11 protein-coding genes are annotated in these 12,767 nt (G+C 73.0%); 8 read left to right on the forward strand and 3 right to left on the reverse strand.

Annotated features, from left to right (window positions below; genetic code table 11):
• Positions 1-42: 42 nt before the first annotated feature.
• Positions 43-660, reverse strand: coding sequence for a TIGR03086 family metal-binding protein (locus tag ACZ5PB_RS27865; RefSeq protein ID WP_468694721.1), 618 nt, complete (start codon positions 658-660; stop codon positions 43-45).
• A gap of 132 nt (positions 661-792) precedes the next feature.
• Here ACZ5PB_RS27865 and ACZ5PB_RS27870 point away from each other — a divergent pair, with 132 nt between their 5' ends.
• The 5 genes from ACZ5PB_RS27870 to ACZ5PB_RS27890 all read left to right on the forward strand — a co-directional run bounded on the left by ACZ5PB_RS27870 (position 793) and on the right by ACZ5PB_RS27890 (position 4,321).
• Positions 793-1,497: an N-acyl homoserine lactonase family protein gene (locus tag ACZ5PB_RS27870; RefSeq protein ID WP_468694723.1), complete on the forward strand. Its 705-nt coding sequence runs from the start codon at positions 793-795 to the stop codon at positions 1,495-1,497.
• A 120-nt stretch (positions 1,498-1,617) separates the two neighbouring features.
• The gene (locus tag ACZ5PB_RS27875) at positions 1,618-2,424 is read left to right on the forward strand and encodes an NAD-dependent epimerase/dehydratase family protein (protein ID WP_468694725.1); all 807 of its coding nucleotides are present in this window, start codon (positions 1,618-1,620) and stop codon (positions 2,422-2,424) included.
• A 70-nt stretch (positions 2,425-2,494) separates the two neighbouring features.
• Positions 2,495-2,713 carry a hypothetical protein gene (locus ACZ5PB_RS27880; RefSeq protein ID WP_468694726.1) on the forward strand — a complete coding sequence of 73 codons (219 nt, stop codon included), beginning with the start codon at positions 2,495-2,497 and terminating at the stop codon, positions 2,711-2,713.
• Positions 2,714-2,804: 91 nt separating this feature from the next.
• Positions 2,805-4,037: a TerD family protein gene (locus ACZ5PB_RS27885; RefSeq protein WP_468694728.1), complete on the forward strand. Its 1,233-nt coding sequence runs from the start codon at positions 2,805-2,807 to the stop codon at positions 4,035-4,037.
• A 101-nt stretch (positions 4,038-4,138) separates the two neighbouring features.
• Positions 4,139-4,321, forward strand: a complete 183-nt coding sequence (locus ACZ5PB_RS27890; RefSeq protein WP_468694730.1) for a hypothetical protein — start codon at positions 4,139-4,141, stop codon at positions 4,319-4,321.
• 109 nt (positions 4,322-4,430) lie between these two features.
• Here the strand turns inward: ACZ5PB_RS27890 and ACZ5PB_RS27895 are convergent, their stop codons facing one another.
• On the reverse strand, positions 4,431-4,658 hold the full coding sequence (locus ACZ5PB_RS27895) for a hypothetical protein (protein WP_185025425.1): 228 nt from the start codon (positions 4,656-4,658) through the stop codon (positions 4,431-4,433).
• A gap of 85 nt (positions 4,659-4,743) precedes the next feature.
• Entirely contained in the window at positions 4,744-6,381 is a 1,638-nt protein-coding gene (locus tag ACZ5PB_RS27900) for a TROVE domain-containing protein (RefSeq protein ID WP_468694731.1), read from the reverse strand.
• 678 nt (positions 6,382-7,059) lie between these two features.
• Between ACZ5PB_RS27900 and ACZ5PB_RS27905 the strand changes: the two genes are divergently transcribed.
• From ACZ5PB_RS27905 to ACZ5PB_RS27915, 3 genes are all read left to right on the forward strand, one after another.
• Positions 7,060-9,405 (forward strand): protein kinase domain-containing protein, encoded by a 2,346-nt coding sequence (locus tag ACZ5PB_RS27905; protein ID WP_468694732.1) that lies wholly within the window; start codon positions 7,060-7,062, stop codon positions 9,403-9,405.
• A 43-nt stretch (positions 9,406-9,448) separates the two neighbouring features.
• On the forward strand, positions 9,449-11,785 hold the full coding sequence (locus ACZ5PB_RS27910) for a protein kinase domain-containing protein (RefSeq protein WP_468694733.1): 2,337 nt from the start codon (positions 9,449-9,451) through the stop codon (positions 11,783-11,785).
• Between the two features lie 116 nt (positions 11,786-11,901).
• On the forward strand, positions 11,902-12,705 hold the full coding sequence (locus ACZ5PB_RS27915; protein WP_468694735.1) for an SDR family NAD(P)-dependent oxidoreductase: 804 nt from the start codon (positions 11,902-11,904) through the stop codon (positions 12,703-12,705).
• Positions 12,706-12,767 lie beyond the last annotated feature (62 nt).

Consider the following 12,767-nt stretch of genomic DNA (forward strand, 5'->3'; position numbering starts at 1 on the left):
CACTGAGCCCGTTGTCAGCCCCCCGAGGGATTCGGCCGGGCACTACACGGCCGGGGGCACCCACTTCGGGTCGCGCCCGCCGAGTCCCACCACCCGGTCCAGGAACGGCGATCCGTACGGTACGTCGACGACGGGGCCGAACATCGGGGCCCGCGCCGGGTTGTCCGCCTCGGGCGCCAGCAGCGCGTACACCACCTGGAGGCTGGAGCGGTCGCAGCGGTACGGCTGCCCGGTGGCGCGCGCCAGGTCCCAGCCGTGCAGCACCAGTTCGTCGAGGGCCACCTGTGCGGCGACCCCGGCGGGCAGGGTGATCCCGCCGGCCCGGGTGGTGCCCTGCCAGGCGTCCCGCCCGTGCCAGGCCTCGGCGAGCGCGAGCAGCCGGCGCGGCAGCCTGCGCCGCCAGTCGGCGGGCAGCCGCGCCCCGTCGGCCGGCTCCGCCCCCTCCGCCTCCTCCCCGGTCCGCTTGTCCGCCGCGTCGCGGAACGCCGTGGCCAGTCCCCACAGATGGGCCAGCAGGTCCCGTACGGTGAACCCCGCGCAGGGCGTCGGCGCGTCCAGGCGCCCGTCCGGGACGCCGTCGAGGAGCCGGACGACCTGCCGGGCCGCCGGTTCGAGGTCGAACACGACTGCGGTGGAAGCGGCGGTCGCGGTGGTCGTCATGACATCCCTCTCCTGAAGCCGGAAGGCCCCGCACGGAGCCGTACCAGGGAAGACCGGAGCCAGTGCCAAAACTCATCGCCGCACGCGGGAATTGCTCCGGATTCATGCGAACTCCCATGTCAGGATGGGGAGATGACGAGTGAGAACGGCCCGACAATCCGGCTGGACCTCGGCCACTTCATCCGCCCGGCGAGCGAGACCGGCACCGGGCACGCGCGCGTGGAGGCGGTCCTCGCCTATCTGGTGCGGCGCCCGGAGGGCCTGCTCCTCTTCGACACCGGCCTGGGCGCCGGGAGCGCGGAGACCGATGCCCACTACCGGCCCCGGCGGCAGGAGCTGACGGCCGCGCTGGCCGCCGTCGGGGTCACCCCCGGCGACCTCTCCGCCGTCGTCAACTGTCACCTCCACTTCGACCACATCGGCGGCAACCCGCTCCTCGCCGCCCACCGGCTCCCCGTCTTCGTACAGGCACGGGAACTGGCCCTCGCGCGCGCAGGCGGCCACACCATCGACGCGCTGGTGGACCCGCCGGGGCGGCCGGTGGCGTACGAGGTGCTGGACGGGGAGGCGGAGATCTGGCCGGGCGTGCGTGTCGTGCCGACGCCGGGGCACACGGCCGGGCACCAGTCGCTGGTGGTGGAGTCGGGCCGGGCCCGGGGCGGCACCGTCGTACTGGCCGGGCAGGCCTACGACTTCGCCTCCGACTACGGGCACGCCGAGCTGGCCGCCCGGACCGGTCACCCCGGCCCCGGGCACCGGCCGTGGCTGGAGCGGCTGGCCGAATTCGCCCCGGAGCGGGTGCTTTTCGCACACGACCGGGCGGTCTGGACCCCGTAACGACGCCACAGCAGGGTGAATCGCCCAGTTCTGCACCGTACTTGACGTGACGCCGCCCTGTCCCTACCGTCGCGACGGTCGTCGGCCCCACGACGGCACCCTGCCGAGGAGCCCTCTCCCATGTCCGACCCTTCCCGCACCCTTCTGCTCACCGGCGCGGCCGGTGGCATCGGCACGCTGATGCGGGGGCTGCTCCCGGCGTACGGGTACACGCTGCGGCTCTTCGACGCGACGCCCATCGAGGGCGAGCCGACGGCGGTGACGGCGGACCTCGGGGACAAGGAGGCGCTGCGCGAGGCGGTGGCGGGGGTCGACGCGGTGGTGCACCTGGCGGGAATCTCGCTGGAGGCGCCGTTCGAGAAGATCCTGCGGTCGAACATCGAGGGGACGTACAACCTCTACGAGGCGGCGCGGGAGGCGGGTGTGCGCAGGATCGTGGCGGCCTCCAGCAACCACGCGGTCGGCTTCACCCCGCTGTCCGGCGGGCCGCCGGTGCCCGTGGACACCCCGCACCGGCCGGACAGTTACTACGGTCTTTCCAAGGCGTTCGGCGAGGACCTGGCGCAGCTGTACTGGGACCGGGACGGGCTGGAGACGGTGTCGGTGCGGATCGGCGCGTGCTTCATGGAGCCCACTTCGGTGCGGATGCTGGGTCTGTGGCTGAGTCCGGGCGACGCGGCCCGGCTTTTCGTCGCCGCGCTGACCGCACCCGGGGTCGGGCACACCGTGGTCAACGGCTCCTCCGCCAACACCCGGCTGCCCTGGGACCTCTCGTCGGCGAAGGCGCTGGGCTACCTGCCGCAGGACGACTCCGAGCAGTACACCCAGAAGCTGCTGGCCGAGCACGGCGAGCTGCGGCCCGGGGACCCGGACCACGACCTGCTGGGCGGTGCGTTCTGCGTGGACCCGCCGCAGTGGCCGTACTGACACCCGCGGGGCGCGGAGAACGGCGGAAAAGGGTTCGCGGTACGGGGAGGTGCCGGGGAGGATTCGCCGTATGCCGAGACCTCAGGGATTCAGTTACGAACAGCGTGCCGACGGCACCGTCACCATCACCCACCGCTCGCGCGCGGCGACCACGCTGCGCGGCGGCCGGGCGGAGAAGTTCCTGGCCGAGGTGGGGTCGGGGGACGCGCAGCTGGTGATGGCGCGCTGGACGGGTGCGTACAAGTTCGGCAATGAGCGCACGGCCCGCAATCACCCGCGAAACCGCTGATCCCCGGCGCGCCGGGAGACGGATTCCCGGCGTTCGGGGAATTGGTCGCAAGGTAAGGGAACGGCAAAGCGTTCCCGGTCGTTACCCCGGCATGACCGCAATGACCCCTGGCTCGAACATTCCGCTTCCCACCGCCCGCGTGGCCGTGGACGTTGCCGCTCCGGTGCGGCTCGACGTGTCGGGCCTGCTGCTCACCGCCGACGGCAAGGTGCGCTCCGACGACGACTTCATCTTCTTCAACCAGCCGCAGGGCCCCGGTGTGACCTACCGCTCCGGCGGCGGCACCGCCCCGGACGCGATCGTGATCGACACCGGTGCGCTCCCGGCCGGCATCGAGCGGATCGTGGTCACCGCGAGCCCGGACGCCGCGGGCCAGTCCTTCCAGGGCATCGAGCCGACCGCCACCGTGCGCGGCGCCGACGACAACGGCGTGATCGCCACGTTCACGCCCCCGCAGCTGGGCACCGAGACGGCCCTGGTGGTCGTCGAGGTCTACCAGCGCAACGGCGCGTGGAAGGTCCGCGCGGTCGGCCAGGGGTACGCGAACGGGCTGGCGGGTATCGCCACCGACTTCGGCGTCAGCGTGGAGGAGCCCGCACCGGCCCCCGTGAGCGCCCCGGCGGCCCCGGCCGCGCCCGCAGGGCCCCCGTCGGCTCCCACGCCGTCCTACGACCCCCGGGTGGCCGCCCCGCAGGCGCCCTCGGCGCCGCCCGCCGCCGCCCCGGCCGCGCCCGCCCCGGGCAACGGCAAGATCAACCTGGACAAGGGCCGGGTCAGCCTCCAGAAGAACCAGACCGTCTCCCTGGTCAAGGGCGGCAAGCCGCTGCTCTCCCAGGTCAAGATGGGTCTGGGCTGGGAGCCGGCGTTCCGCGGCAAGGACATCGACCTGGACGCCTCGGTCATCGCCTACGACGGCAACCGGAAGATGATCGACAGCTGCTACTTCGGCAAGCTGACCATTCTGAACGGTGCGATCAAGCACTCCGGCGACAACCTCACGGGCGAGGGCGCGGGCGACGACGAGGTGATCGTGGTCGACCTGGGCCGGATCCCCCCGGAGGCCACCGGTCTGGTCTTCACCGTGAACTCCTTCACCGGCCAGAAGTTCACCGAGGTCGCCAAGGCCTACTGCCGCCTGCTGGACGGGGCGACGGGCGAGGAACTGGTCCGCTTCGACCTGACGGGCGCCGAGCCGCAGACGGGCGTCATGATGGCCAAGCTGATCAAGCAGTTCAGCGGCGAGTGGGAGATGACCGCGCTCGGCGAGTTCGTGAAGTCGCGCACGGTCCGGGGCATGGTCAAGCCGGCCGGCCAGGCGCTGTAGGCCACGGGCCCCGCCGTCCGCCCGGGCGGCGGGGCCGCACGTGACCGACACCACGCCCACATGGGGTTTGGCCGCCATCCCCCGCACGTAGCCTGAAGAGCATGTCCACCACTTCTCCGTCCGCCGCAGGGGAATCCCCCTCCGGAGCGGACCAGACGAATGCGGCGATACGCCGTCTCGTGGACGCGCAGACGACGAACGAGGCCTGGCCCTCGGAGGAGTACGAACTGCTCCTCGTCGAGTGGGCGGACGCGATGACCGAGACGACGGAGCCCGCCGCCTGACATCCGTAATGCCCGATCTTCACCCAGTACGTGAAACACCTCCGCCCCGTGCCCCAATCGTGATGATCGGGTACGGGGCGGAGGTGTTTTTTCCCGGAGCCGCGGGGGCTCAGAGCTTGGTCAACTTGGAGTAGGGGCTGAGGATCCGCCCCTGACGCCCGGAGAAGTCGATGAGGACGGCGAGGTCTCCCTCGACCCCCACGACTCTTCCGAGTCCGAATTGATCATGCGAAACCCGGTCTCCCACCTCGTAGTTCTCAATGGGCGGGGCGGCCGGGGCCGGGACGTTGAAGGGACTGGACGGCAGGTGTCGCCGGGCTCCGGCTGGCTTTGTCATTACCTTCAGTATGCGCCCACCGGACGGCAGATGCCATGCCCGTCTCCCTGCCGCCTCCCTGGTCCGGGCCGTCACACGCTTCCCGTCAGCCCCTCCAGGGCCAATCCGCCGACCGTCCGGCCTCCAGCAGCGGGACCATCCGGAAGGCCGCGTCCGTAAGCCCGCCGAAGGTGTGCCTGCCGGGCGTGCCGGACGGAGCATGACCGGCCTCGTAGCCCTCCAGGTTCCAGGTGTACGCGGGTACGTGCGCCGGGACCGCCGCGAGGACGTCGGTGTCGCCGCCGTACGCGGTCTGCTCGTCGGTGACGATCAGGACCCGGTCGTGGCCGTCGTAGTGGCGGCGGACGGCGTCGGCGGTGTGGGTGCCGCCCAGGTTGCCGAAGCGCTCCAGGATCTTCAGGACCGACTCACCCTTCGAGTAGGTGACCGCGTTGCTGTTCGAGCCGAATTCGACCAGGTCCGCGGAGTCCGCGCGCAGGGCGAGCGCCGTGCCGAAGATCGCCGCCGCGTCCGCCCGGTTGAGCTGCGACCGCTCGGAGAGCTGCGACCAGAACATGGAGCCGGACCGGTCGACGAGCACCAGCGTGCGGCCCGCCAGCTTCGGCACGTTGGCCAGCGAGTGGCCGAGCGCCTGCTCCAGCGGGTACGCCCAGCGCAGCGACGGTGCGTGCTGGTACGCGGCGAGGTAGCGGAAGGGGAACTGCCGCGACTTCGCGACGACTTCGGGGTCCGAGATCTTCGCGGCGACCTCGGCCGCGACCTTGTCGGACACTCCGGCCTCGTCGAAGTTGCGCAGGTTGCGCAGCAGCGCCATGGCGCCCATCGACGGGATCATCGCCTCCCACGCCTCGGCGTCCAACGGCCCCTGGAGCCAGCCCGCGAGGGACTCCCAGGTCATGCCCGCCTCGGCGAGCCGCTCGGCCGCGTCCGCCTTGCGCAGCACGGCGCGCCGCTTGGCCGGGCGCAGCCGCATCAGGTCGCGGTGCGCGGTCAGCGTCCGGATCGTCACCGGCTCGACCGCGTCCTCGGGGTGGTGCCTGCGGTCCAGCGCGTACTGGAACAGGTCGCCCTGCCACGGCTTCGCCGGATCCGGCGCGGCGTGCACCAGGTTGAGCACGTCGCCGAAGCGGAACCCCTTGGAGGCGGTGTCGTACTTCAGCAGCGACTTGCCGTGGTAGAGCCGCCGGACGGCGTCGGCGACCCCGCGCTTGACGGGCTTGGGGATGGTCCGGCCGTACACCGCGGTCCAGTAGGCGAGCAGCTCGCCGGGCTCGTCGGGGCGCTGGAGGACGGAGTCGATGACGGAGCGGTTCGTCGGGCCCTCGGTGACGCCCGCGTCTAGGCGCGCCTTGACGTACTCGGCGGCGCCGACGACCGAGGCCGTACGCATCCGGCCCTCGCCGCGCAGCCAGCCGAGCAGGCCTGCGGTCCACTCGGGGTCCTCGACGGCGAGCTGCCGCACGAGGGTGGCGAAGCGGCCGTCGCGGTGCTCACCGGTCTCGTAGAAGGTGTTCTGCGCGACGAAGTTGGCGACGGCCAGCAGGAAGAGCTCGGACTTCGCGTCCCGGAGGTGACCGATGCCGCCCTGGTGGTTGACGTCGATCGCGCCGGTCGTCGCGACGGGCGAGACGGTACGGGCCCGTGCCTTCGCGGCGGCCGAGACGGAAGCGGAGGCCGCGGCGGCCGAAGCGGCGGCGGGCTTACGCGCGTTGAAGCGTGCCATGGTGAGTGAATTCCCCCGAATTCGACAATTCGACAAGGGGGAGGCACAGCACGAAGAAGAAGGGGTGCCCGAGGTCGGGAGCGGCGACGGTACAAGCCTGATGCTCTACCCGATTGAGCTACCCCGGCCCAAGGCCGGGAACGGGATTCGAACCCGCAACCCTCAGATCCGATGAAGTAACCGTTGCCTGCGCACCGGGCACCCCTTCTTCTTCGCGCGGGGCCTCCCGAGATCAAGGTGGGCAGCGGCGGTTCGGTGAGAAGGAAGTAGCCGCGGCCCGCGCACCGGGAGGTGCGTGAAGTGAACTGACGTGCAGTCATGCAGTTTGAGCGTGCCCAGAGTTCAGACTCGGCGGAACCGACATAGGTGCTCTGGCCCCTGAGCTACACCGGCACGAGTACCGGCGACGGGATTCGAACCCGTGACCTCCCCGTTAGTAGCGGAAGTAGGTCCTGCCTGCGCACCTGGACACGTCCATGACTCTAGGAGTACGACCCCGGTGCACGCCATGGAATTAACGCAGGGCAGTGTTTCGGCGGGGGCGAAGCGGAGGGCGCTGGGGGGCGGTGCCGGCGTGGAGTGCGTCACCACGCGCGCGACACCGCAACCGCGAGCCCCTTCACTTGCGTCGCACAGAGCGTCCGGGTTCGGCCGGGCGAACGGGAGGGGATCACGGGCATGGCAGCCGCATCATCCGCAGCCGGGCCTTCGCAGTACCGCATCGTGGCGCCGCTGGGCGAGGGCGGCATGGGGCGGGTGCAGCTCGCCCGCAGTCCCGCAGGGCGGCTGGTCGCCCTGAAGACCGTGCATCCGCACCTGGCGGCCGACCCGCGCTTCCGGGAACGGTTCCGCCGGGAGGTCGCGGCGGCGCGGGCCGTCGACGACGTGTACACCGCCGCCGTCCTGGACGCCGGCACCGAGGCGGAGCTGCCCTGGCTGGTCAGCGAATTCTGTGCGGGCCCCTCCCTGGTGGACGCGATCAGCACGCTCGGCCCGCTGGACTCGGCGGCCCTGGGCACGCTCGGCGCCGCCCTGGCCGAGGCGCTCGCCGCGGTGCACGCCGCCGGGCTGGTGCACCGGGACCTCAAGCCCGCCAATGTGGTGATCACCCGGGACGGCCCCAAGATCCTCGACTTCGGCATCGCGAAGGGCGCGGCCGACGCCCACGGGGAGCCGCTGACCGGCACCGGCGAGCTCGTCGGCACGCTCGGCTTCATCGCCCCCGAACAGCTGACCCGTACCGCAGGGGGCGAGAGCGGGGCGGAGGCCGGTCCGGCCGCCGATGTGTTCGCGTTCGGGGCACTGCTCGCCCTGTCCAGCACCGGCCGCAATCCGTACGGCTCGGGCACCGCACCGCAGGTCCTGCACCGCACCCTCAACGAGCCGCCCGACCTGCTGGGCGTACCGGACGACGACTGGCTGGGCTTCCTGCGCCGGTGCCTCGCACTGGACCCTGCGGACCGGCCGTCCGTCGCGGCGGCGCTGGAGTGGTGCGCGGGGCGGGCGGGCCGGGTGCCGTGGTGGGAGGAGGAGCCGATCCTCGGTACGGTCCGCGAGCACGAGGAGGCGATGGCCGAACTGGTGGCCGCGGCGGCGGAGTTGGCGGACGCGGTACCGGAGGCGTTCCTGCCGCCCGCCCCTGTCACGGACGTACCGCCGCCCGCCCCTGTCACGGACGTACCGCCACCGGCCCCGGTCACCGGCGCACCGGCGCCGGAGCCCGGGCCCGCGCCCAAACGCCGCCGGTTTCTGGCCTGGACGGGGGCGGCGGTGACGGCCGCTGCGGGCTCGACGACGGCGGCCGTGCTGCTGCTCGACGACAGCCTGGGCCAGAAGGGCAAGGCGAGCGCCAACACACCCTCAGCGAAGCTGAGTTGGCGCTCCGGCAGTACCTTCTGGTCCCGTGACCTCGACGTGTCGCCGCACTACGGGGGCGAGCTGCTGCGGCACGGCGACGCCCTGTACGTCCGCACCAGCAAGGGCCTGACCTGCCTGGACGCGACGACGGGCGCGGTGCGGTGGACCTACGAGGAGGAGTCCGTCGCGGGCGTACGCGTCCAGGGCGACACGGTGTTCGTCCTGCGGCTGCCGCTGATGCCGGTCCTGGTGGCCCTCGACGCGGCGTCCGGGGCGCGCCGCTGGTCGATCGAACCGCTCGTCCGCAACCGCTTCCGCCCCTTCACCCCGAACCCCCCGGCCAGCGAACTAGAAGGCCAGTCCGCCCACTTCACCGTCTCACCGGCCACGGTCTGCCTGGTCACGTACGCCGCCGACAACACCGCCTGGCAGCGCCGCACCGAGAAGGGCCGGCGCTGGCGGGCGTACGGCTTCGCGGCCCGCGACGGCCGTCCGCTCTGGCACCGGGCGGGCACGGTGACCGGGGTCCCGGCCATCCATCAGTACGGCGGCCGGCTCGCGGTCGCGACCTCCGAGCGCCGGACCTCGCCGCGCGACCCGGCCGACGGCCCCCTCGTCGTCCTGCGGGACCGCGACGGCACGGTGGAACAGGAGGTCCCCGGCGGTTCGGCCCGCCCGGAGGCGCACCCCGGCTCGACCGGGATCGGCTACTTCGCGGGCAGGTCGGCGGTGTCGGCGGTGGACCTGGCCACCGGGACCCGGCGCTGGTCGCGCCCGGCGGGCGACGAGGCGACGGTCACCCCCACGGCCACGGGCGGCCTGGTCCACACCGGCACCAACGGCGACCTGCGCGCCCTGAACGCGGCCACCGGCGACCCGGTCTGGGCCCGTACGGACGTCTGCCGCATCGACGCCGACGGCCCGGCGCCCCCGCTGGTGTCGGACGGCCTGCTGTACGCCTCGGGCTCGGACCCCTCGGTGGCGGCCAACTCCGGTCAGCGGTCGGACGGTTGGGGACTGCACGCCCTGGACGCGGCGACCGGGAAGCTGGTGTGGGCGATGCCGGTGGACCGGATGAGCAAGGTACGGGCGGCGGCGGGCGGGGGGCTCGTCCACCTGTGCGTCGACCGGACCCTGCTGACGCTGCGCGGACCGGGGGCCTCGTGACGGCGACCGGACGGCGGAGCAGCGGCCTCGTGACGGGCGCCGCATGACCGGGCCGCTCCCGCCGGGTGACCCCCTCCTCCCCGGCGACCCCCGTCGCCTCGGCGGCATCCGCCTGCTCGCGCGCCTCGGTGCGGGCGGTATGGGGCTGGTGTACCTCGGGCGGACCGCCGGAGGCCGGCTCGTCGCGGTGAAGACGGTGCACGAGCACCTGGCCACCGACCCGCACTACCGCGAACGCTTCCGCCGCGAGGCCACCGCCGCCCGTGCGGTCACCGGGGCGTACACGGCGGCCGTCCTCGACGCGGACCCCGACGCGGCGGTGCCGTGGCTCGCGACGGCGTTCCTGCCCGGGGTGACGCTGCGGCGTGCCGTCGTCTCCTGCGGCCCGCTGTCCCCTGCCGCCGTACGGGCGCTGGGCGCGGCCCTCGCCGAGGCGCTCGCCGCCATCCACGCGGCGGGCATCGTGCACCGGGACCTCAAGCCGTCGAACGTCCTAGTCACGGCGGACGGCCCGCGCGTCATCGACTTCGGCATCGCCCGGCTGACCGGCGAGGCGCACTCCGCCCACGCCCCGCTCACGGCGGCCGACGACATCATCGGCACCCCCGGTTTCCTCGCCCCGGAGCAGATCCAGGAGTTGCGGGAGGGGGAGACGATCACGGCGGCCGTCGACGTCTTCGCGCTCGGCGCGGTGCTGGCGTTCGCCGCGACCGGCGAGAACCCGTTCGGCCGGGGGAACGCCGCGATCATGCTGTACCGGGCGGTGCACGACGAGCCGGATCTGAGCGAAGTGCCGTGGGATGTAAGGGAGTTGCTGGGGCTCTGCCTGGCGAAGAGACCGGCGGACCGGCCGACCGTACGCCAGGTGCTGGACGCACTGCGGGAGACAGGGGCGCCGCTGTGGTGGCGGGACGGACCCCTGGGCGAACTGATCCGGGGCGACGCGGACACCCCGGAACCGGCCGAAGCGCAGCCACCCCCGCCCCCTCCCCCGCCTCCCCTCGACGACTCACCCGAACCGACACGCGTCACCGACAGCCGAGGCGCCCGTCTCCGGACGTACGGGCGACGCGGCCTGCTGACCACGGCCGTCGGCGGACTGACCGGGCTGGTGATCTGGGCGGCCGGTCGACCGACGGACACCAAGGACAACGAACTTCCCAGCCTGGACTGGGAGTTGACCCCTGGCGCGAAAGGGCCTGGCGCTCTCCGCTGGTCGCGCACCACCAGGAGCGGCAGCGCGGTGAGCGGACTGCTGCTGGCCGCCGCACCCGGCGGGCGAAGTGTCCTGCTGGCCCACGGCACGGCCGACCACAGCACCACCAAGGGGACTCTTCAGGCCCTCAACACCACGGACGGCTCAGGAAGTTGGTCACTCAGGGCGGCAGCCGATGCACCCCGCACGTGGGGCCTCGCGGGCGGCACGCTGATCGCCCCCGACCTGGGCATCCCGGGCGCCTCGACGGCCGACGGCAAGGCGGCGGACGTCAAGGGACTCGGCTCCCTCACCCCTGCCTGGTACGTGGTCGTGGCGGCGGCCACCCGGGCGTCGGCCGCCCAGGTGGTGTCGTACACCGAGAGCGACGACAAGAAGCTGCGCGGCCCCACCTGGCAGCGCTCCGACCTCACTCCCCTCGCCCACCCGGTCCTCGCGGGCGGTGCGCTGCTGCTGGTGCCGCGCGATCCGGACACGTACCTCGTGAGCTGTGTGGGGGTGGCGGACAGCCGCCCCCGCTGGCGGTATCAGGGGCTCGAAGGACCGGTGGTGGCCGCGGGTTCGGACGGCCGCCGCTTCCATCTGCTCACCGCGTCCGGTGAGCTCCACGTCCTGGACGTGCGGGACGGCAAGCGGCTCGCGGTACCCCGGCTCGGGCTGAAGCCGGGGGCCGGGGCGACCGCCCTGTCGTACGCCTCGGGCACCGGGCTCGCCCACGCCGGGGGGAAGCTGACCGGCTTCGACCCGGTGAGCGGCAAGGTGCGCTGGCAGACCGGGACCGCGAGCCTGGAGGCGAGCTGGCGGCCCCTGCCGGGCGGCGCCGGGCACGCCCCGGCCGTCGCCGGGAACCTCGTCCTCCACTGGCTGGATCAGAGCACGCTCGGAGCCGTCGATCCGAGGACCGGCACCGAGAAGTGGCGGAGCCCGATCGGCAAAGGCGACGGCAACGGCACCAGCACCGGCCCCCGGCCGCCGGTCGTCACGGGCAGCACCGTGTACGCGGCGACGGGCAGCACCTGCGTGGCCCTCCACGTGAACAGCGGTCGCAAGCAAGGCAGTTGGACCACCACGGCGACCATCACCGATCTGGCCGCGGACGCGACGGGCTGGTACGCGCGGCTGGACAAGCGAACGGTGCAGGCGGTGAACCGGGCGGCCGGATGACCGCGCCCCGCCCCTCCCCCAACCCTCCCCACACCTCCCCGCCCCTCCCAGGCATGATCGTCGGAACGACCCGCCGCGCCAAGAGTCGGCACTGCTCCACCCCGAGAGGAACCCCGATGACCTCCCCCTCCGCGTCTCCCGCCACCTCCCCCGCCCCCTTCCCCTCCAGCGGTCGCCGGGTCCTCGTCAGCGGCGCCTCGCGCGGTCTTGGCCGTGCCCTCGCCCAGGCCTTCGCCGCCAACGGCGACCGGGTCGCGGTGCACTTCGGCTCGCGGCGCGAGGAGGCCGAGCAGACCTTCGCCTCCCTCGCCGGTACCGGGCACGTCCTGGCCGGTGGCGATCTGGCCACGCCGGACGGGGCGTCCGCCGTCGCGTCGGCGGCGGCCGAAGGGCTCGGCGGTCTCGACGTCCTCGTCAACAACGCGGCCGTGAACCTCCCGCACCCGCTCGCCACCACTCCGTACGAGGAGTGGGCCGCCCTCTGGCAGACCCACGTTTCCGTCAACCTCCTGGCCACGGCCAATCTCAGCCATCTCGCGGCCCGCCGGATGATCGCGCAGGGCGGCGGTGGCCGGATCGTCAACGTCGGTTCGCGCGGGGCGTTCCGCGGCGAGCCCGACCACCCGGCGTACGGCGCCACGAAGGCCGCCGTGCACGCGCTGGGCCAGTCCCTCGCCGTGCACCTGGCGCCGCACGGCATCGCGGTGGCCTCGGTCGCGCCCGGGTTCTTCGAGACGGAGCGCGTCGCGCACCGGCTGAGCGGGGCCGAGGGCGAGGCGATCCGCGCGCAGAGTCCGTTCGGGCGGGTGGCGTCGGCCGAGGAGATCGCGGAGGGCGTGCTGTGGCTCGCGTCGCCCGCCGCGCAGTGGGCGTCGGGCACGGTGCTGGACCTCAACGGGGCTTCATACCTGCGTACTTGAGAGTTTCCTGCCGACAGAAGGTCAAGTCGGGCAGATCGCCTGGATTCCCAAGATTTCATGTG

This window comes from Streptomyces sp. NPDC032721, assembly GCF_055579625.1.

Bases quoted from the DNA above. Each gene is read 5' to 3' on its own strand.
- ACZ5PB_RS27875 (WP_468694725.1), top strand. From the start codon at position 1,618: ATGTCCGACCCTTCCCGCACCCTTCTGCTCACCGGCGCGGCCGGTGGC.
- ACZ5PB_RS27880 (WP_468694726.1), top strand. From the start codon at position 2,495: ATGCCGAGACCTCAGGGATTCAGTTACGAACAGCGTGCCGACGGCACC.
- ACZ5PB_RS27890 (WP_468694730.1), top strand. From the start codon at position 4,139: ATGTCCACCACTTCTCCGTCCGCCGCAGGGGAATCCCCCTCCGGAGCG.
- ACZ5PB_RS27900 (WP_468694731.1), bottom strand. From the start codon at position 6,381: ATGGCACGCTTCAACGCGCGTAAGCCCGCCGCCGCTTCGGCCGCCGCG.
- ACZ5PB_RS27915 (WP_468694735.1), top strand. From the start codon at position 11,902: ATGACCTCCCCCTCCGCGTCTCCCGCCACCTCCCCCGCCCCCTTCCCC.
- ACZ5PB_RS27865 (WP_468694721.1), bottom strand. From the start codon at position 660: ATGACGACCACCGCGACCGCCGCTTCCACCGCAGTCGTGTTCGACCTC.
- ACZ5PB_RS27905 (WP_468694732.1), top strand. From the start codon at position 7,060: ATGGCAGCCGCATCATCCGCAGCCGGGCCTTCGCAGTACCGCATCGTG.
- ACZ5PB_RS27870 (WP_468694723.1), top strand. From the start codon at position 793: ATGACGAGTGAGAACGGCCCGACAATCCGGCTGGACCTCGGCCACTTC.
- ACZ5PB_RS27885 (WP_468694728.1), top strand. From the start codon at position 2,805: ATGACCGCAATGACCCCTGGCTCGAACATTCCGCTTCCCACCGCCCGC.
- ACZ5PB_RS27910 (WP_468694733.1), top strand. From the start codon at position 9,449: ATGACCGGGCCGCTCCCGCCGGGTGACCCCCTCCTCCCCGGCGACCCC.
- ACZ5PB_RS27895 (WP_185025425.1), bottom strand. From the start codon at position 4,658: ATGACAAAGCCAGCCGGAGCCCGGCGACACCTGCCGTCCAGTCCCTTC.